At 45.5% G+C, this 19,974-nt stretch carries 21 protein-coding genes; 19 read left to right on the top strand and 2 right to left on the bottom strand.

Features of this window, described 5'->3' with window-relative positions:
- Positions 1–84: 84 nt before the first annotated feature.
- Together rplM and rpsI are read left to right on the top strand one after the other, a co-directional pair.
- Complete coding sequence (gene rplM, locus ABXJ76_RS16280; protein ID WP_340122582.1) at positions 85–513, top strand: 50S ribosomal protein L13; 429 nt, start codon at positions 85–87, stop codon at positions 511–513.
- A gap of 11 nt (positions 514–524) precedes the next feature.
- Complete coding sequence (gene rpsI, locus ABXJ76_RS16275) at positions 525–920, top strand: 30S ribosomal protein S9 (protein WP_340122581.1); 396 nt, start codon at positions 525–527, stop codon at positions 918–920.
- A 185-nt stretch (positions 921–1,105) separates the two neighbouring features.
- Here the strand turns inward: rpsI and ABXJ76_RS16270 are convergent, their stop codons facing one another.
- Positions 1,106–1,945 carry a ComF family protein gene (locus tag ABXJ76_RS16270; protein ID WP_432746550.1) on the bottom strand — a complete coding sequence of 280 codons (840 nt, stop codon included), beginning with the start codon at positions 1,943–1,945 and terminating at the stop codon, positions 1,106–1,108.
- A gap of 80 nt (positions 1,946–2,025) precedes the next feature.
- Here ABXJ76_RS16270 and bioB point away from each other — a divergent pair, with 80 nt between their 5' ends.
- From bioB to ABXJ76_RS16215, 11 genes are all read left to right on the top strand, one after another.
- Positions 2,026–2,994 (top strand): biotin synthase BioB, encoded by a 969-nt coding sequence (gene bioB / locus ABXJ76_RS16265; protein ID WP_432742008.1) that lies wholly within the window; start codon positions 2,026–2,028, stop codon positions 2,992–2,994.
- A gap of 122 nt (positions 2,995–3,116) precedes the next feature.
- Positions 3,117–4,286 carry an 8-amino-7-oxononanoate synthase gene (bioF, locus tag ABXJ76_RS16260; RefSeq protein ID WP_432742006.1) on the top strand — a complete coding sequence of 390 codons (1,170 nt, stop codon included), beginning with the start codon at positions 3,117–3,119 and terminating at the stop codon, positions 4,284–4,286.
- A complete protein-coding gene (gene bioH, locus ABXJ76_RS16255) occupies positions 4,283–5,068 on the top strand; it encodes a pimeloyl-ACP methyl ester esterase BioH (RefSeq protein ID WP_432742004.1) in 786 nt (261 codons plus the stop codon). The genes bioF and bioH overlap by 4 nt, the downstream gene beginning before the upstream one ends.
- Entirely contained in the window at positions 5,059–5,832 is a 774-nt protein-coding gene (gene bioC, locus ABXJ76_RS16250; RefSeq protein ID WP_432742002.1) for a malonyl-ACP O-methyltransferase BioC, read from the top strand. Before bioH ends, bioC begins: the two co-directional genes overlap by 10 nt.
- The gene (gene bioD, locus ABXJ76_RS16245; RefSeq protein WP_432742000.1) at positions 5,832–6,491 is read left to right on the top strand and encodes a dethiobiotin synthase; all 660 of its coding nucleotides are present in this window, start codon (positions 5,832–5,834) and stop codon (positions 6,489–6,491) included. The genes bioC and bioD overlap by 1 nt, the downstream gene beginning before the upstream one ends.
- A gap of 132 nt (positions 6,492–6,623) precedes the next feature.
- Positions 6,624–8,483 carry a hypothetical protein gene (locus ABXJ76_RS16240; RefSeq protein ID WP_432741998.1) on the top strand — a complete coding sequence of 620 codons (1,860 nt, stop codon included), beginning with the start codon at positions 6,624–6,626 and terminating at the stop codon, positions 8,481–8,483.
- 180 nt (positions 8,484–8,663) lie between these two features.
- Positions 8,664–9,062: a bacteriohemerythrin gene (locus ABXJ76_RS16235; RefSeq protein WP_432741996.1), complete on the top strand. Its 399-nt coding sequence runs from the start codon at positions 8,664–8,666 to the stop codon at positions 9,060–9,062.
- Between the two features lie 242 nt (positions 9,063–9,304).
- Positions 9,305–10,426, top strand: coding sequence for a cytochrome c oxidase subunit II (gene coxB, locus ABXJ76_RS16230; protein ID WP_432741994.1), 1,122 nt, complete (start codon positions 9,305–9,307; stop codon positions 10,424–10,426).
- Positions 10,427–10,480: 54 nt separating this feature from the next.
- A complete protein-coding gene (ctaD, locus tag ABXJ76_RS16225; RefSeq protein WP_432741992.1) occupies positions 10,481–12,085 on the top strand; it encodes a cytochrome c oxidase subunit I in 1,605 nt (534 codons plus the stop codon).
- A 156-nt stretch (positions 12,086–12,241) separates the two neighbouring features.
- On the top strand, positions 12,242–12,793 hold the full coding sequence (locus tag ABXJ76_RS16220) for a cytochrome c oxidase assembly protein (protein WP_432741990.1): 552 nt from the start codon (positions 12,242–12,244) through the stop codon (positions 12,791–12,793).
- A gap of 12 nt (positions 12,794–12,805) precedes the next feature.
- Entirely contained in the window at positions 12,806–13,669 is an 864-nt protein-coding gene (locus ABXJ76_RS16215) for a cytochrome c oxidase subunit 3 (RefSeq protein WP_432741988.1), read from the top strand.
- A gap of 73 nt (positions 13,670–13,742) precedes the next feature.
- Here the strand turns inward: ABXJ76_RS16215 and ABXJ76_RS16210 are convergent, their stop codons facing one another.
- Positions 13,743–13,991 (bottom strand): twin transmembrane helix small protein, encoded by a 249-nt coding sequence (locus ABXJ76_RS16210; protein WP_432741986.1) that lies wholly within the window; start codon positions 13,989–13,991, stop codon positions 13,743–13,745.
- A 100-nt stretch (positions 13,992–14,091) separates the two neighbouring features.
- Between ABXJ76_RS16210 and ABXJ76_RS16205 the strand changes: the two genes are divergently transcribed.
- From ABXJ76_RS16205 to rpoH, 6 genes are all read left to right on the top strand, one after another.
- Positions 14,092–14,814, top strand: coding sequence for an SURF1 family protein (locus ABXJ76_RS16205; RefSeq protein ID WP_432741984.1), 723 nt, complete (start codon positions 14,092–14,094; stop codon positions 14,812–14,814).
- On the top strand, positions 14,795–15,391 hold the full coding sequence (locus tag ABXJ76_RS16200) for a hypothetical protein (protein WP_432741982.1): 597 nt from the start codon (positions 14,795–14,797) through the stop codon (positions 15,389–15,391). The genes ABXJ76_RS16205 and ABXJ76_RS16200 overlap by 20 nt, the downstream gene beginning before the upstream one ends.
- Positions 15,392–15,402: 11 nt before the next feature.
- A complete protein-coding gene (gene ftsY, locus ABXJ76_RS16195; RefSeq protein ID WP_432741980.1) occupies positions 15,403–17,376 on the top strand; it encodes a signal recognition particle-docking protein FtsY in 1,974 nt (657 codons plus the stop codon).
- Positions 17,377–17,382: 6 nt separating this feature from the next.
- A complete protein-coding gene (gene ftsE, locus ABXJ76_RS16190; RefSeq protein WP_432741978.1) occupies positions 17,383–18,039 on the top strand; it encodes a cell division ATP-binding protein FtsE in 657 nt (218 codons plus the stop codon).
- A gap of 3 nt (positions 18,040–18,042) precedes the next feature.
- Positions 18,043–19,035, top strand: a complete 993-nt coding sequence (gene ftsX / locus ABXJ76_RS16185; RefSeq protein WP_432741976.1) for a permease-like cell division protein FtsX — start codon at positions 18,043–18,045, stop codon at positions 19,033–19,035.
- Positions 19,036–19,101: 66 nt separating this feature from the next.
- Positions 19,102–19,959, top strand: coding sequence for an RNA polymerase sigma factor RpoH (gene rpoH, locus ABXJ76_RS16180; protein ID WP_432741974.1), 858 nt, complete (start codon positions 19,102–19,104; stop codon positions 19,957–19,959).
- Positions 19,960–19,974 lie beyond the last annotated feature (15 nt).

Here is a 19,974-nt window from a genome sequence, read left to right as displayed (position 1 = left end):
CGCAAATAAACTTGAAAGTTTTGGTAATTCTTAGTAGAATCTCGTTCTTTATATTCAAGCCTTTAACAGTAAGCCTAAGCAACGATGAAAACATTTAGTGCAAAGCCAGCAGAAGTTAAGCGTGATTGGTTCGTGGTCGATGCAGAAGGAAAGACACTTGGTCGTCTTGCTTCTGAAATTGCGCTTCGCCTTCGCGGTAAACATAAACCAGAATACACACCGCATGTTGATACCGGTGATTACATTATTGTAGTAAATGCAGAGAAGATAGGCGTTACCGGCAATAAAGAAAAGAATAAATTGTATCAGCACCATACCGGTTATATCGGTAATCTTAAGACTGTTACCTTGGGTAAATTGAGAAAAACTTTCCCTGATCGTATTCTTACTACAGCAGTTAAAGGAATGTTACCTAACAATCCACTGGGTCGTGCAATGTTCAAGAAATTGAAGGTTTATGCAGGTCCTGAACACGATCATCAGGCTCAACAGCCACAAGTATTAGAATTATAAGCGGGTAGATCATGGCAGCAGCAGCTCAGTATTACGGAACAGGTCGTCGTAAATGTGCAATAGCACGTGTTTACGCAACGTCAGGTACCGGAAAAATCACTATTAACAAAAAAACTCTCGAAGAATATTTCGGTCGTAAAACTGACCAAATGGTTTCTCGTCAACCATTGGGTTGTGTTGATATGGAAGGCAAGTTCGATATTAATGTCATCGTTAAAGGCGGCGGTCCATCTGGACAGGCTGGTGCTATTCGTCACGGTTTGACTCGTGCGTTGATGGTATATGATGAAACCTTGCGTCCAGCGCTTAGAAAAGCCGGTTTTGTTACCCGCGATTCACGTATTGTTGAACGTAAAAAAGTGGGTTTGCACAAAGCCAGAAAACGTCCACAGTACTCGAAACGTTAATCGATTACTTCCATGCAGTAACTCCGGTTACGCATGTGGAAACAAAAAAGGCTGCATTCGTAAGAATGCGGCCTTTTTTATGGTTATTTAAAAGAGGATGGGCGGTGAAAATTTCGGTTGTTGTGCCTGTTTATTCTTGATGGCTTAAGTTTGGCTGTTAACAAATAGCCGCAGATTGATGCGAATCAAGCCCTGGCACACACCCAGACATCTACTCGGCTAGCGCCTGCTTTTTTCAATGCATAAGCCAGTTCATGGGCGGTGGAGCCGGTGGTCATTACGTCGTCAAGTATTGCGATGTACTGGGCATGGATGGGCTTGACGATTGAAAATGCATTTTTCAGGTTTTTTCGGCGTTTTTTAGCGGGTAATTGGGTTTGATGGGGCGTGTCGCGATTGCGCTTGCAGCTGGTAAGATCTAATGGAATCTGTAATTCCCGGCCTACGATTCTGGCAATTTCTATGGCCTGGTTGAAGCCTCGCTGGCGATAGCGGGCTTTATGCAGCGGAACCGGTAAAATCAAGTCGGGCCGGTCGGCGGTTTGTTGCATATCGGTCTTTCCTGCCTGACACCCTTCGGGTAGATGCAAATCTGTTCCAGACAGATTTGTCAGGTGGTCGGCTAATAACATACCGAGTAAGCGCGCATTCTTGTAATTGGCGCCGAATTTTAAGGTGCTGATTAAATGCCGGATGGCACCTTGATGGATGAACGGCGCGACAGTCTCATCAAAGGCGGGCTGGCGGCTCAGGCAGCGACCGCACAAAACCGCCGGGAGCGGTTTTGTGCGCGAAGCGCCCGAAGGGTGCTGGGCAGGGATTGTCCAGCATGATTGTGCCGGGTCTGCTGTGGATATTTCCAGTATTTCTGCGCATTGATAACAGCAGTGATTATTTCGAGGCAGTTGCGTATAGCACGAATGGCAAATGTCGCGGGAATCGTGTCCTGGGTTTCCGCACAAGATGCAAGTAGGCGGAAGCAGGTAATCCTGTATAATATTGATCCAGTTGTATACCATTTTTATATGAACAGGTTGACAAGTTTATCGTCGTTCGCGATGATGGGCTTCACATCTCAGTCCATCTTATACTGGAGCTTAACAGAATGTCTGCAAACCCTGCAATTCGCCATGACTGGCAGTTGGATGAAGTGCAAGCGCTTTATGCGTTGCCTTTTAATGACCTGATTTTTAAGGCGCAAACCGTACACCGAGAGAATTTCGATCCCAATGAAGTTCAGATTAGCAGTCTGCTGAGTATTAAAACCGGCTCCTGCCCGGAAGACTGCGGCTATTGCCCGCAAAGCGCCCGCTATGATTCCGGTTTGACGCCTGAGGCATTAATGCCGGTGGATGCGGTTTTGCAGGCGGCGCAACTGGCTAAAGATCAAGGCGCGTCGCGTTTTTGTATGGGCGCGGCCTGGCGTCAGCCTAAAGACAGGGATGTGGAGCGGGTGGTGGAAATGGTTCAGGGTGTTAAGGCCTTAGGTCTGGAAACCTGCGTAACCTTGGGCATGTTGACCGATGCCCAAGCGGCTCGCTTAAAAGAGGGCGGTCTGGATTATTACAACCACAATCTGGATACATCCGAAGACTATTATTCCGAAGTCATCACCACGCGGACTTATCGGGATCGTCTGGATACGCTGGCGCGGGTCAGGGATGCCGGGATTAATGTATGTTGCGGCGGCATTATCGGTATGGGCGAGAGCGCTGTCGATCGCGCCAAGCTTTTAATCGAGTTGGCAAATTTGCCCAAGCATCCTGAAAGCGTGCCGGTCAATATGCTGGTGCAGGTCGAAGGCACGCCGTTAATGGGAACTGAAGCTTTAGATCCCATTATCTTTATCAGAACCATTGCGGTTGCCAGAATCATGATGCCAAAATCACGGGTGCGGTTGTCCGCAGGGCGCAACAATATGAGCGATGAAATGCAGGCGCTGTGTTTTCTGGCCGGTGCCAATTCGATTTTTTATGGCGATAAGTTGTTGACCACCGATAATCCGATGACTAACCATGATTTGGCTTTGTTTGAGCGGCTAGGTGTGTATTCAGGCGGCTCAAGTTACGCTTGATGAATGAAACCATTCGTAGCAGCAACCGGCCGGTTGCCTTTACAAAACATCTTTAACCACGAAGACACGAAGGACACGAAGAATGAAATATATATTTCGTGTCTTCGTGGTGAATAATACTAATGACACACGCATTCTCACAGTTAGCACCCAGCCTCGACGATATAGCCCGGCAAGGTCTGTATCGCTCCCGACGGATCATCGCATCCCCTCAAGGCATTAACCTGGAAATCGACGGCAGAAAACTGATCAATTTTAGCAGCAATGATTACCTGGGGCTGGCTAATCATCCCGATGTAGTCAATGCGTTTAAATCCGGGGTGGATCAATACGGGGTCGGCAGTGGTTCTGCGCATTTGATTTGCGGACATAGCACGGCTCATCATGCTCTGGAAGAAGAGCTCGCCGCTTTCACTGGACGCGACCGGGCATTATTGTTTTCTACCGGATACATGGCAAATATCGGCGTAATTTCGGCTTTATTGGGGCGCGGCGATGCGGTATTTGAAGACCGCTTAAATCATGCGTCCTTACTGGATGGCGGCCTGTTGTCCGGCGCCCGATTTAAGCGTTATGCTCATGCCGATCCGGCTGATCTCGAAGCAAATCTGAGCAAAGCCGCAGGCAACAAGCTGATCGTTACCGATGGCGTATTCAGCATGGATGGCGATTTTTCACCGCTGGATGAATTGGCTGCTGCCGCAAAAAATCATGATGCCTGGCTGATGGTTGACGATGCGCACGGACTGGGGGTAATCGGCGAACATGGCGGCGGGATTTTGGAGCATTACGGTCTTGGCCAGGATGATGTGCCGGTGCTGATGGGGACCTTGGGTAAAGGTTTTGGCACTTTTGGCGCGTTTGTCGCGGGTTCCGAGGTGTTGATTGAAACCCTGATCCAGAAAGCCCGTACCTATATGTATACCACCGCGTTACCGGCAGCGGTTGCCGAGGCGACTCGGGCAAGTTTAAAAATTGTCATCGAAGAAAACTGGCGCCGGGACAAGCTGAGGACGCTGTCGGAAAGATTCAGATTAGGCGCAGAGCAGCTCGGATTGCAGGTAATGGCATCAGCGTCGGCCATACAGCCCATCCTGATCGGCGACAGTCAAAAAGCCGTAGACATCAGCAGTGCTTTGTTGAATGCCGGTTTTTTAGTCAGCGCGATACGTCCGCCGACCGTGCCTCAAGGTAGCGCAAGATTGCGGGTGACTTTTTCAGCGTTGCACGAGCAGCAGCATGTCGATCAGTTGCTGGACGCGCTAGCTAAAATTATCGTAGGCCGCAAGTGACAACAATTCACCTGGAAACCTTCGGCAAAGGCAAGCCCATAGTGCTGGTGCATGGTTGGGCGATGCATACCGGCATTTGGCGTGAGTTTGCCCGGCAATTGGCGCTCAACTATCAGGTCACCTGTATCGATTTGCCGGGACACGGGCATAGCGAAAAAATCGATCCGTTTGCGCTGGAACGGATTAGCGCCGAGTTGGTTAATGTGATCCCCGAGCAGAGCTGTTGGCTGGGTTGGTCTTTTGGCGCTACGGTGGTGCTTGATATAGCCAGTCGTTATCCTGAGCGCGTTTCTTCGCTGGTTTTGCTGGCGGGCAATCCCTGTTTTACCGGTTCCGGCCTGGGAACACATGACTGGCCCGGCATGGATATCCGGTTGCTCGATGATTTTGCCGATCAGTTGAATGAAAGCTGTCAGGCGACTTTACTGCGCTTTTTATCCTTGCAGGTAAACGGCTTGCCCGACCAAAAGGCTCTATTGAAGGTACTTAGAGCAGCCATATACGAATGCGATCCGCCTGATGGGCATACCTTGCAAGGCGGTTTGGCGATACTGAAACAGGCAGACATGAGGCCGGCTTTATCCGAATTAAAAACGCCTGTGTCGATCATATTAGGCAGCCTGGATACCCTGGTTCCTGTCGCCGTAGCTCAAAAAATGCAGCAGTTATTGCCGAGTCTGGAATTAAATATTATCGACAGTGCAGGGCATGTGCCGTTTTTGTCACATAGCAGGGAAACGTTGGCGATTATTTCCCGATTTATGGATGAGCAATGCCTTTAGATAAAGCCAAAATCAAACAATCATTTGCGGCGGCCGCGGTGACTTATGATGGCGTTGCCGCATTGCAGCGCACTGTCGGTAGGGCGCTGCTGAGTACTATTGACACTGAAAAGCTGGCAGGAACCTTGCTGGACCTGGGTTGCGGCACCGGTTTTTTAACCTCCGAACTGTTGGGGCTTGCTCAGCCCATTGTCGCCCTGGATATTGCCTTACCGATGTTGCAGCTAACGCGAACGAAGCTGGCAGATACACCTAATGTCAGCTATTTATGCGCCGATGCCGAACAGTTGCCGCTAGCCGGAGATGTCGTCGATGGCGTTTTCTCCAATCTCGCTTTGCAATGGTGTATCAACCTTGAGGCCGTTTTTACCGATATTAAGCGGGTAATGAAACCGGACAGCAGACTGGTTTTCTCGACATTCGGCCCGCAAACGCTACAAGAGTTAAAAACCGCATGGGCAAAAGTTGATGACTACAGCCACGTTAACGACTTTTATAGCGAGCAACAGCTGACCCGCTTTCTTCAGCTAGCGGGTTATACCGAGATAGCGGTTGAAACCCAGCTTTATGTATCGAGCTATGATTCAGTTTTGGCGTTGATGAAGGAACTAAAGCATATCGGCGCACATAATGTGATTGCCGGGCGCAACAAAAGCATCACGACTAAAACTGTGATGCAGCGCATGATTGGGGAATATGAGCGGCATCGGGCCAACGATTTGATCCCTGCAACCTTTGAAGTCATGATGGTTACGGCAGGCTAATGGAAAAAGGTTACTTTATAACCGGCACCGATACTAATGTCGGCAAGACCTGGGCAACGATTGCGCTGATGCGTTACTTGAAAAATCAGGGGAAATCAGTTGCAGGCATGAAGCCTGTCGCTTCAGGTTGCTTAATGCAGGATGGGCAGCTGAAAAATGAAGATGCGTTGCTGATACAAGAAAATGCGTCATTGCAGATTGATTACGACTTAATTAATCCCTATGCCTATGAGCCGCCAGTTTCGCCGCATATTGCGGGCATAAACAACCCAGTCAAACTGAATCAGCTGGTTGCTAAATTTGAGCTGTTAAAAAATCTAGCTGACATTGTTGTTGTTGAAGGCGCCGGAGGTTGGTACAGTCCTTTAAATGAACGGGAAACGAATAGCGACTTGGCAATAGCACTGTCTCTGCCGGTCATTTTGGTTGTCGCCATCAGACTGGGTTGCATTAATCATGCGCGATTGACTTATCAGGCGATCGCGCAGTCGGGCGTAAACTGTGTCGGTTGGCTTGCAGTCTGTACAGACCCGGAATTGTTAAACAGGGACGAGAATATACTCAGCATAAAAGCCGCTGTAGCCCCACCCTTGCTGGGTGTGTTGCCTTATACGGAAGTCGCGGATTTCGATTTTCTCTCGGGACAGCTGAAGCTATAATTCACCCATTGCTAATGCCTTTACCGGCAGATTGGTAAAAATAAAACATGACAAAGCCTCTCTGAAAGCCCTATTATTTTCATTTTTTTCTCAGCTTGATTATCCGTTTAACTGACGGCACAAGGTTAATGCATGACGATTCGCCATAACTTATCTATAAAGATCACATCAGTAAAATTTATTTTAGTTGTCGGTACGTTGTTGTCCGGATGTGCCTCGACCCGGCAAATTGTGCTTGATCATCCGTCGACTCAGGTCAGCCAGTTTCAGCCTTTACAGGGCTTCCAGGTCATTGATGGCGATGACTATTATGTGCGATTAATTTCGGAGTTCGATTTTAAAGGCGAAAATGTTTTAAAAAACGGCTGTACCAATATGGCACCGTCTTACGAAAAGGGCGATTTATCGGCGGCGCTTATTTACAGTGTGCGTAATGAGGCGCTTAAATTTAGCCGTGAAGCTACCGGTTTTTTGTATCAGGCAACGACAGGCAAGTGCAACTTTACTTTCGATGCTAAAAAGCTTTACCTGACCCCGTGGATACGGTTGGATTCGGGTAAGGAAACGATGGTCGATTATAATTTTTACACCAATGCGAACAGCGATGTCGATGTGTCGGGTCTAGTCGGCAATGTGAATGCGGCCAGCAATTTGCTGGCGCTAACCGGTGTCGGCATGGGGGTTGCGATTATGGGGCAGGTTGCCGGGCAATGGGTAAAGAGCAATCAGCAAGCGGCTACGGCGGCAGCAACACCGGTGCCTCATCAGTCGGTCAAACATAGTTCGGAGTCGCATTCACTACCGGCAGCCACGGCTTTTTTGGGTAAAATCGGAACGCTGAATCAGACAATATTTAAGGTTTATGATGTGGCGGAAGGCGGGTTTAATCTGCTGGGTTCGGATACTAAGCAATTGGGTGAGCTAAAGATTTATCCGGAAATTCTGCCTTCTTTATTATTAAAGACGACCGCTGACGGCATTCCCGATGCACGTGATTTATCCTTTGAAGAAATAGGCTATTCGCCGATAAAATCTGCGGCCGGGGACATCAATCTTCAACAGTTGATTGAGCAATCGAAGCATCCGGCAAAGCCGAATTTAAAACCTAACTGGAATAATTACCAGGAAGTGGAGGGTAATTGCCGAAAATTGAAGTTGGTGATGAAGGATTTAGGCTTCAATAAGTTTGATCGCAATGCGGTAATTTACTATTTTCTGGCTAAAAATGGCGATTGGAATAACTACAACATCAGTCGACAAAAGACGCAGGGTGAAGACATGCGGCCCAAGGTCATAGAAGCTTATCGCAGTAAAAACTTTGCTAACTGTCTGGCAACTGACGATTATGCGGTTATGAAAGCGATGGGTTTGCCGGTCAATACGCCGTCTGACTGGGATCAGATGGGGGAGGCGAGTCATAAAAAAGAGCAATTGTTTACGCCGCTTAAGTCGATAGAACGGCAGTTGGTTGCGGTGTTGAAAAATTCAAACAAAACGGAAATGGAGCAGCAGTTATTTCCTTTGCTCAGTACCGCAAAAAATGGCGACGGTAGTGTGTTGCTGCAAAATCATTTAGGTGATTTCGGCTTGGGATTGTTGCTGAATCCTCCGGTAGTGTCAGCAGTCCCTGCCCCTGAGGAAGTATCAGTCGATCCGGTTGCATCTGCTGTTGCGCCTATTCCTGGAGAGGGTGTTATTGTTAGTGCTCGTCAATTGGCGCAAGTCTTTTCAGGATTGTCATTAAACGAACTGAGTTGTGCGCGGCCGGTTCCTGATAGTTTGGGCAAATCTGCGGGTATTTTATTATTTACCACTAAAGAAGGTAGTGTGCGTATTAAAGGCGGTGCGATGGAATTTGAATTTTCCGGCGGAAAGATTGCGCGCATTGCATTTCAGTTATCCACTTACCGGGATTTCGAACAGGATCTGTTGGATCGGCCCGAAATTGGCGGCTGTCGAATTGACCCGGCTTTTTTGACAAAGTTGCACTAACGATAAATGTTGTTCCGATATGGCCGTTGTTCCCGCCATGAAAGATTAACAATTTTTTTAGGTAGCGGGAAAGCAAGTTGACTTATACCATAAATTAAGCATGGATTTTGATCTAAATATAACCCATAATATTTGTGCGGTAAATAATCAATAATAATAAAGAATATCAGGAGAAATATTATGGCGTTAATTACTTGGACAGCTGGTCAATTCGGCACAAATGTCGGCTTTGCAGACGATGAGCATAAGATCTTGTTCGATAAGCTTAATAAACTGTATGATCTGACAACAAGTGGATCGCAGCGCTCTGCAATAGGTGCGCAATTAGATGATTTGATTTCTTATGTCGTCGATCATTTTGCTCATGAAGAAAAAGAAATGCAGGTAAAAGGTTATGCGGGTTATGAATGCCATAAAGCAGAACATGATGCTTTGGTAGGTATTTGCGCCGGTCTGCAAGCAAAATTTCATGCAGGTGAGGCAGAAGTTGACGAAGGTATCGGTCAATTGGTTAAGGGCTGGTTGGATAATCACATTCCTAGCTTTGATAGGGCTTATGCGGATGCGTTAAACAGTTGATCCGGTTTTAATGTAAAAAACAAAAGGCTTGTGAGTTGTCTTGATTCACAAGCCTTTTTATTGGGCTAAATAATATCAAGGAAAGGACAGCTGGTATAGAGTGCCTTCATGGGTTAAAATCAAAAAGATTATTTGTGATAATTATTACGTAAATGGAATCGGGTCGACCTTGGCATGTCCTGAAATTACGAAACGATATAACGCATACAAGAGTTTATAACTACTAACGAGGGGGCTGCTCCGTGAAGAAAACAAAGCAACTGTCCGCAGGTCTGACCTTAATGGCTTTTGGCCTAGGGACAGCGCAGGCGGAATACACGCTCAATTTGATGAAAGGGGTTACAAAGGTCAGTAATGACATTTATGACCTGCATATGTTGATTTTATGGATTTGCGTATTCATAGGTATCGGCGTGTTTGGAATTATGTTCTATTCAATTTATCATCATCGTAAATCAAGAGGCCACAAAGCGGCGCAGTTTCATGAAAATACCACAGTTGAAATTATGTGGACGATTATCCCGACCTTGATTTTGATTGGCATGGCTATTCCAGCTACAAAAGCTATGATAGAGCTGGATGATGTTCAAGAATCGGACATGACCATTCAAATTACTGGCAAGCAATGGTATTGGGATTATAAATATCTGGGTAATGATATTCAATTTGAAAGCCATTTGGATGAAGCGAGTGAAAAAGTTCATCGCACAGCAGGTGCTAATCCGCATTCCGTTCCCCATTACCTGCTAAATGTTGATAAGCCCTTAGTTATCCCGGTCAATAAAAAAATTCGTTTCGTATTGACTTCAGCGGACGTAATCCATTCCTGGTGGGTTCCTGATTTAGGCTGGAAAAAAGATGCAAATCCTGGTTTTATTAACGAAGCATGGACTTCTGTTGATAAAGCGGGGACTTATCGCGGTCAGTGTACCGAGTTGTGCGGCAGGGACCACGGGTTTATGCCTATCGTTGTCATTGCGATGGAGCAACCCGAGTATGATGCGTGGGTAGAAAAGACTTTGGCGCAACAAAAACAAAAACCAGATTTGAGTGACCAAAGTTCTGGGGATCTCATGGCCCATGGTGAGTCGGTCTATTTAAAAAACTGTGTCGCTTGTCACCAAATTAATGGTGCAGGTATTCCGGGTTTAGTTCCCGCTTTAACGGGTAGCGCTATAGCTACAGGAAAATGGGAGTCTTTAGATGGCTTCTTACGCGCAGGCACCGCTAAAATGCCATCATTTGCTAAATTGAATGCTAAAGAGTTTGCAGAGCTGATGACTTATGTGCGTAACAATTTAGGTAATAAAGTAGGCGACACATTACAGCCTAAACAAACTGCGTTACCCGATGATGATGATTAAGCCTCTGATTCTCTTATCGCCCCACTCTTTTTTAACTATTCCGAGGTATAAAGTATGTCTGCTGTCGTAGCTGAACATGATCACCACGATCACGGCCCTGCTAAGGGGCTGTTAAGATGGATTATTACCACTAATCATAAAGATATCGGCACATTATATTTGCTGTTTGCATTGGCGATGTTTTTTGTTGGCGGTGCCATGGCTATGGTTATTCGTGCTGAATTATTTGAACCGGGCTTGCAGTTTGTGGACCCTGCGTTTTTTAATTCGATGACTACCATGCATGCCTTGGTTATGGTATTTGGCGCAGTGATGCCGGCATTCGTCGGCTTAGCCAACTGGATGATTCCAATGATGATCGGCGCTCCGGATATGGCGTTGCCGCGTATGAATAATATGAGTTTCTGGTTGCTGGTCGCCGGTGTTTTATTGCTGGCCAGCACCTTATTGATGGAAGGTGGCGCGCCTGCTAGTGGCTGGACTTTGTATCCGCCATTAGTATTACAAACCGGTAAAGCATTGCCTTTCGCGATTTTCTCGGTGCATTTACTGGGTATTTCGTCAATCATGGGTGCCATTAATATCATTGCAACTATTTTCAACATGCGCGCCCCTGCCATGACCTTAATGAAAATGCCGATGTTTGTTTGGACCTGGTTGATTACTGCGTTCTTATTAATCGCTATCATGCCGGTTTTTGCCGGCGCAGTGACCATGCTGTTAACAGACAAATTTTTCCAAACCAGCTTTTTTGATGCGGCGGGTGGTGGTGATCCGGTTCTTTATCAACATATATTTTGGTTCTTTGGTCATCCCGAAGTTTATGTGATGATTCTGCCGACTTTCGGCGTAGCGTCTACCATTATTCCTGTCTTTGCGCGTAAGCCTTTGTTTGGCTATAGCTCAATGGTTTATGCGACAGCTGCAATTGCATTTTTATCATTTATCGTTTGGGCTCACCATATGTTTACCGTGGGCATGCCGATAGCAGGTGAGTTGTACTTTATGTATGCAACCATGTTAATTGCAATTCCAACCGGAGTTAAAGTCTTTAACTGGACTGCGACCATGTGGAAAGGTTCGATGACTTTCGAAACACCTATGCTGTTTAGTATTGCCTTCGTCGTTTTGTTTACGATGGGTGGATTCACCGGCTTGATGATGGCTATTGCGCCTGTTGATTTCCAGTACCACGATACTTATTTTATTGTCGCGCATTTCCATTACACACTGGTTCCCGCTTCGATCTTTATATTGATGGCGGCCGGTTATTTTTGGCTGCCTAAATGGACCGGTCACATGTACAACGAAAGAATTGGTCAACTGCATTTTTGGTTGTCTGCAATTTCGGTGAATATCTTGTTCTTCCCTCAGCATTTCTTAGGCTTAGCAGGCATGCCACGCAGAATACCCGATTATGCTATTCAATTTGCTGATTGGAATATGATTTCCAGTATTGGTGGTTTTATATTCGGTGCCAGTCAACTGTTATTCTTGTATATCGTCGTTGATACTATCAGAGGCGGAACTGGTGAGAAAGTAACAGCTGAAGTCTGGGAAGATGCATCTAAGCATAGCTTGGAGTGGACTTTATCGTCGCCACCACCGTATCATTCATTTACTACACCACCAACCTCTATATCTACTGAACATATCTAGGGTGTTGCAATTCAGGTTGCTTGTAAAAGCAACCTGCTTAGATTACGTATCAGGTGAAATGATGACTACTAAAAAGAAAAATATTTTGACGGCATTGATTTTGGTGACGATTGCAGTCATTATTTATGTTTTTGCGGTGATAAGAGCGCTTTCTCAATGAGTGAAGATGTTGCTAATAAAAATATTAAGTTAGCAAAAACTTTACTGTTAGTTGCTGTGGCCATGTTTGGTTTTGGTTATGCGCTGGTTCCACTTTACGATGTTTTGTGTGAATGGAAATGGATAGAGCGGGACAGGCCCGATGATATTAAAAAAGTTCCAGAGGTTGCTTACCAAATCGATAGGAACAGGGAAGTTACAGTAGAATTCATGACTACATTAAATGAATCTACGCCTATGAAATTTCGTGCAGAAAAAAAACAGCTAAAAGTTCATCCGGGCGAATATTATACCGTTAATTTTTATGCTGAAAATAAAACTGATAATGCCATGGTCGCCAGAGCGATTCCCAGTTTTTCGCCTGCAGTAATCAGTAGCTATTTTGAAAAAATTGAGTGTTTTTGTTTTTCAGAACAAACGTTCAAAGCAAAAGAAGCGAAAATTATGCCGATGCGATTTGTGATTAATCCAGCGCTACCTGAGCAATACAAAACTATTACACTGTCATACACATTTTTTGATAATACTGAAAAATCAGTAAAAAAATAATAGGGGAAAATTATGTCTACAAGTGACACTTATTACATTCCGCATAAAGCTACGTGGCCAATCATTGGTACAGTCGGATTGGTGATTATGCTGGCTGGATTTGCAAATTATTTAAATGGTTCCTCAATCGGTCCAACCATGATGGTGCTAGGACTGCTTGTATTTATTGTCATGCTAACCGGGTGGTTTACATTGCAGTCAGGGGAAAGTGAATCAGGCATGTACAGCACACAGGTAGGTATTTCCTATCGTATGGGCATGATGTGGTTTATCTTTTCGGAAATTATGTTTTTTGCTGTTTTCTTCGGCACACTTTGGTATACGCGTAATTTATCGGTGCCATGGTTGGGCGGCGAAGGTACTCGAGCTGTGACTAAGGAACTATTGTGGCCTGCTTTTGAAGCCGCCTGGCCTACTAATGGCCCCGGTAAAGTCGGGGGCGAATTTGAATCTATGGGGGCTTGGGGTTTGCCTTTTCTGAATACCTTAATTCTGCTAACCAGCGGCGTATCTTGTACCTGGGCGCATCATGGCTTGCTGGCAAAAAACCGTGATCAGTTAATTAAAGGTTTGATTGCTACTGTAGGCTTGGGACTGTTGTTCGTCACTTTTCAGGCAATCGAGTATCATGAAGCTTATACCGAAATGGGATTAACTTTAGGGTCGGGTATTTATGGCTCTACTTTTTTCATGTTGACCGGCTTTCACGGTTTCCATGTTTGTGTCGGTGCTATTATTCTGGGCGTTGTTTTATTTCGTAGTTGGAAAGGTCATTTCCAACCGGAAAATCATTTTGCTTTTGAAGCCGCAGCTTGGTATTGGCATTTTGTTGACGTGGTATGGTTAGGCTTGTTTGTATTTGTTTATGTAATTTAAGTTAAACAGCCATACCCATAAAAGCGCTGTCTTACAGACAGCGCTTTTTTTTTGTCGGAATGGTTGGTGATTTTTACTTAATAGCAGTATTCGGTGTTTGCTGCATTCGAGCGCCCAGTCCGTGAGGTGTGATGATGCCGGTTGCCAAGGCTATAAAAATAAAAATGAATAAGACAATTGAAAGGGTAATGCGAAAAGTCAGGGCTTTAACTGTTTTTTCGGATTGTTCCGGAGTTCTGTGTTTAACCAGATGAAATAGCGCTGAGCCTAAGCTGATAATTATCAGGATAAAGGCGATAATAACGATACTTTTTATAATCATGAGTGCAGTTAAGTGGGTGGTTAAAGTTTTTGTATTCTCGGTTATTTAGGTGCTTGTGCCAATAGGTAAAGAAAAATGCATGATTCCTCGGACATACTCAATGAAGTTTAAAATTATTCCAACGTTAGTTTATTTGTGCCTATTGCCGGTGTTGCTCGCGTTGGGACTGTGGCAATTAGACCGTTCAGAACAGAAGCAGGCGTTGCTTAATTTGCAAGAACAAGCGGTTGCAACTGAAACACTGCATTTGTCTGAGGTTATGGAAAACAGTACAGAGATACTGAGATACAAGCAGGTCGAGGTTACAGGGCGATACGATATGGCGCACCAATTTTTGATAGATAATCAAATCAGTGGCGGCAAGGCGGGCTATTTTGTATTGACACCATTGATATTGACCGGTGAAACCAAGGCTGTTTTGGTAAACAGAGGCTGGATTCCTTTAAATTCGGATCGATCTATTCTTCCTGACTTGCAGATTAACCAGGTGCAAGCAACGATTACTGGACGGATTAATGACTTCCCCAGTGTGGGTATAAAATTAGCCGGAGCGGAAATTCCAACCTCAAGTTGGCCATCGGTAGTGCAGGTGGTCGATAGCCAGGTGTTGGCTAAAAAATTAGGCTATTCATTATTTCAATTCCAGGTTGAGCTTGCTAAAGAATTACCCGATGGGTTTAAACGGGAATGGCATACAACAACCATTATGTTGCCCGAACAACATACGGCCTATGCAATTCAGTGGTTTGCATTGGCATTAACACTAACGATATTATTTATTTGGTACGGTTTTAAAAACAACGATGCAAAATCAGAAGACTAAAAATCATCTATTAATAATAGTTCTATTTGGGATGACGGTCATTCCATTCTTGATCGCGTGGGGATTAAAAGAACATCCGCAACTATTAAATGGGCAAACCAATCATGGGCAGTTAATCACGCCGCCACAAACAACCGAACGCAGCGATTTAACCGGTTTTGATCAGTTTTCAATCGACAATATGGCAGAGCTTAACGGGCACTGGTTGCTGGTCAATGTCATCCCCAATGGTGATTGTAATGAGATCTGTCTTGAATCCATTCATAAAACCAAACAGTTACGGCTGATGTTAAATAAGGAATTGACCCGTACGCGTCGAATGGTCATCGTCCTAAAAGAGGTTGCGCCGGAAGTTGCGAGCAAATGGTGGGAAAATGACCCGACCTTATTACGAGTCAAGGCTAATGATGCCGTTACCCAGAAAATTACTGCAATCAGGCAAGGTAATATTCCTGATGGGATGCTGCTGTTAATGGATCCATTGGGTAATTTGATGATGCAGTATGAGCCGGGTTTTGATCCTTACAACGTAAAAAGTGATCTTATGCATCTTTTGCGAATTTCACAAATTGGATAGTGGAAAATAAAATGTTTAGAAAAATAACTCTCTTTAGCATTGTTTTAGCTTTAATAGTTATCGTAGCCGGTTCATACGTTCGCTTATCCGGGGCAGGGCTAGGCTGCCCAGATTGGCCGGGATGTTATGGGCAAGCCGTTGTCAGCGATCATGCCGATTTTATAGCACAAGCGGCTAAGACTTTCCCGGGACAGACTCCTGATATAGCAAAAGCCTGGAAAGAAATGGGGCATCGTTATTTGGCCGCTATCTTAGGCATGGCTGTGTTGTTGCTGGCGATACTTTCGTGGCGCGTACCACAAGCTCGCGGGGCGGTTATTTCAGGTCTGATAATTTTAGTCGGATTACAGGCGGCATTAGGCATGTGGGCCGTAAAATTGTACGCTATGCCAATTGTTGTCACCGGTCATTTATTGCTGGGCATGATGACTTTCTGGCTATTGTTCTGGCTGTATTTGCGGGTTAATCCAAAGATTTCACTATTAACTGTGCGTAGCAAGGGTTTGCTCGCATTTACCCGATTTGCAATGGGAGTGTTATTTGTAGAGATTGTTTTGGGCGGTTGGGTTAGTACTAATTATGCCGCTTTAGCCTGTTCGGGTTTCCCTGCGTGCAATGGTTCCTGGTGGCCTAAAGCCGATTATCAAACGGCGCTGAATTTATTTAGCGGCTTAAGCACAGGCTATACCGGCGTCATCGCATTCGATGCGCAGGTTGCCGCAAATTGGTTGCATAGGGTTGGTGCGCTGGTTAGTTTTATTGTGCTGACTCTGGTGATGTTGACCGCAACATCTGCTCATCATTCAACACCGATCAAAAGAGCGGGTTTATGGCTGAGTGTGTTACTGTTGTTACAGGTCGGTTCAGGCATTGTCGGCATTAAACTCGGCGCGCCTTTATGGGCGGGGTTGGCTCATAATGCGTTTACCGCATTGTTGATGTTGCCGTTGATCGCTATCAGTTTTTATAGTCGATATGCTTATGTTGAAGCGCTAAAGCCTGTTGTAGAAGTTGAGCCGCAAGTTGTTCCGGTCGCAGAAGAAGCTTATTTTGAGCCGGAACCCGAATCACTATACTTACGGCTGAAATCACAGTTAACGCGAACCCGTTCCGGACTTAGCGGGGTATTGGCCCATATTCCTTTAGGTCGACAAGAAATTGATGAGGATTTGCTGGAAGACATTGAAGCCAGTTTGTTAATGGCCGATATAGGCGTGGATGCGACCACTGAGATCATCAAACGCTTGACTGAACGTGTTGAACGGCACCAGCTCAATGACGGTGCGGCTTTATCAGCGGCCTTAAAGCAGGAGCTGCTAAGCATGCTGCAACCGTGCAGCCAAAAGCTGCATATTCCCAAACAGGAGAAACCTTTCGTTATTCTGGTCGTCGGCGTCAATGGCGCGGGTAAAACCACAACCATCGGTAAATTGGCTAAGCGTCTACAGGCGCAAGGCCATAGCGTCATGTTAGCTGCCGGAGATACCTTTAGAGCGGCGGCTGTCGAGCAATTGCAAACCTGGGGCGAGCGTAATAGCATTCATGTGGTAGCCCAGCATACCGGGGCTGATTCGGCCTCGGTCATTTATGATGGCATACAATCCGCACAGGCAAAAGGCATTGATGTGTTGATTGCCGATACCGCCGGACGCTTGCATACCAAATCCAATCTGATGGATGAATTGAAAAAGATTAAACGTATTATCGGTAAGCTGGATGAAACCGCGCCTCATGAAGTGCTGCTGGTATTGGACGCAGGTACCGGGCAAAATGCCTTATCGCAAACCAAGCTGTTTAATGAAACGGTTGCCTTGACCGGCTTGGTTCTGACCAAGCTTGATGGCACCGCAAAAGGCGGTATTATTTTCGCATTAGCCAAACAGTTCAATATCCCTATCCGTTTTATAGGAATAGGCGAAGGTATTGATGATCTGCAGGATTTTGATGCAGATGCTTTTGTCAATGCATTGTTTGTTAAAGACTAAAAACCTATGTTACAGTTCGATAATGTCAGTATGAGGTACCCCGGAGCAGGCGATGTCTTGCGTAATGTCAGTTTTCATCTGGAGCGCGGTGAAATGGCTTTTCTGACAGGGCATTCAGGGGCCGGAAAAAGTACATTATTGAAATTGATCGCGCTGATCGAGCGCAGCAGTCGGGGGCAGGTTTTATTGGATGATCAAAATCTCAACCAAGCTAAGGATAGACATATTCCTTTCATACGCAGGAAAGTGGGTTTGATCTTTCAGGATTACAAGTTGTTACAGGACAGAACCGTTTTTGATAATGTGGCCTTGCCATTAATCATAGCGGGTTACGGACACCACGAAGTTTCCCGGCGGGTGCGAGCAGCATTGGACAAAGTCGGCCTATTAGGCAAAGAGAAAAAATATCCTGCGGTGTTATCCGGTGGAGAGCAGCAGCGGGTCGGGATTGCCCGGGCAGTGGTTAACAAGCCGCCGATGATTTTGGCCGATGAGCCGACCGGGAATCTTGATCCGGAGCTGTCCGCCGAAATCATGCATTTGTTCGAGCAGTTTCAACAGGTTGGGAGTACGGTGCTGATTGCCTCGCATGATATTTTATTGATTGCCCAAATGAATTATCGTGTGTTAAAACTGGATCACGGGCAACTGGTTGAAAGTTAAACTATGAGGCACGTTACTAAAAAGCCAATTAAACAGGAACGTTGGCAGACTAAAATTTCCGGCGGTAATTTTGTCGATAAATTGTATGCTTACCGGAACCTTCATGCGCATGCGTTGTTTTCAAGTCTTGGGCGCTTAGTCGCGTCACGGTTCTCTTCAGCAATGACCATCGTTGTCTTAGCGATCGCCATCTCACTTGCCAGTGGATTTTATATCCTGGTGGCGAACCTCCAGCAGTTGGCAGGCAATTTGGAAGCCAGCAATCAAATCTCATTATTTATTAAAGATGAGATTTCAGAAGTTCGAGCCAATAAATTTGCCGATAGTATCAGGAAAAATCCCGACATTCAGGCAGTAAAATTAATTACCAAGGAGCAGGCGTTAGCCGAATTTCAGTTATACAGCGGATTTGGTGACGCAGTAAAAGCCTTGGAAAAAAATCCGCTGCCGGTAGTCATTCAGGTGTTGCCCAAAAATTCATTGGAAAATGAACAGGCGCTTGCGGTTTTGCTTGATGATTTTGAGCGGGCCGCAGAAGTTGATTTTGCCCAGATGGATATGCAATGGGTAAAGCGCGTGCAATCCATAATGGAAGTGGCACGGCGCGGCGTTATCTTATTAAGCTTGTTGCTGGGGACTGGAGTGCTGTTTATTACCGCTAACACTATACGCCTGGAGTTATATAAACGTCGTGATGAGGTCGTGATCGCTAAGTTAGTGGGAGCGACCAATGGTTTCATTCATAGGCCATTTCTGTATAGCGGTTTTTGGATCGGCTTTTTTTCCGGTGTGACTGCATGGTTTATTGTTACAACGATCATGCTGATTTTAAAACAGCCTGTCGAAACGCTTTCCAGGCTTTATGACGATGGCTTCCATATAGTGTTTTTGGGCTTTACCGAAACATTGGCATTGCTATTTATTTCATCGGTGCTGGGTGTGGTGGGTTCATGGATAGTGCTTCATTTTCAACTTCGGCAATTAAAACCCGAGTAGGAAATTATTAGCACTCAATGATTAAGAGTGCTAGAATTCGAAAAAGTTTTTTATCTGGAGATCTCAATGAGTAACGCATTAGCATTACCTGTTAATTTATCGGTAGGAACGTTTGATGCCTACTTAAATGTCGTCAGGCAAATGCCTAAATTGACAGTAGAACAAGAACGCGAATTAGCCTTAAAATTTAGAGATGACGGTGATTTGGAAGCCGCACGCCAATTGGTTATGACCAATTTGCGCTTTGTGATTCACGTTGCCCGAGGCTACAGTGGATATGGCTTGTCTATGCCGGATATTATTCAAGAAGGCAATATCGGCTTGATGAAAGCGGTTAAACGCTTTGATCCTGATGTTGGTGTGCGTTTGGTTTCATTTGCCGTACACTGGATTAAGGCCGAGATTCATGAATATGTGATCAAGAACTGGGGTATTGTAAAAGTTGCCACCACCAAAGCGCAGCGTAAACTGTTTTTTAACTTGCGTAAATCCAAGCAGGATATAGGCTGGTTATCCAATGACGAAGCGGTGGCGATCGCCAAAGATCTTGATGTCGATGTCAGTATCGTTTACGAAATGGAAAAACGTCTAGGCAGCAGAGATATGTCATTTGACATGCCTGTCGATGAATCAGCCGAAGAAAGCTATGTGGCCCCAGCCAGCTATCTTCATCAGCATGGCACTGATCCTGCGGTTCTGCTAGAAAATTCAGATTGGGAAGGCCATGAGCAGGATTTATTGTCGGGAGCATTGTCCCAGTTGGACGAACGCAGTCTGGATATTCTGTCGAGCCGTTGGTTGACGGACAAAAAAGCGACGTTGCATGAGCTTGCCGATCGTTACAATGTTTCAGCGGAAAGAATCAGGCAGTTAGAACAAAATGCGATGAAAAAAGTAAGAGCCGCAGTTGAACTAGCCGCTTGATTCATCGAGACCTTA

This window comes from Methylobacter arcticus, assembly GCF_050917435.1.
GTDB lineage: Bacteria > Pseudomonadota > Gammaproteobacteria > Methylococcales > Methylomonadaceae > Methylobacter_A > Methylobacter_A titanis.
Note: the sequence above shows the minus strand (reverse complement) of the source record. Positions and strands in the feature narration are given on the sequence as shown.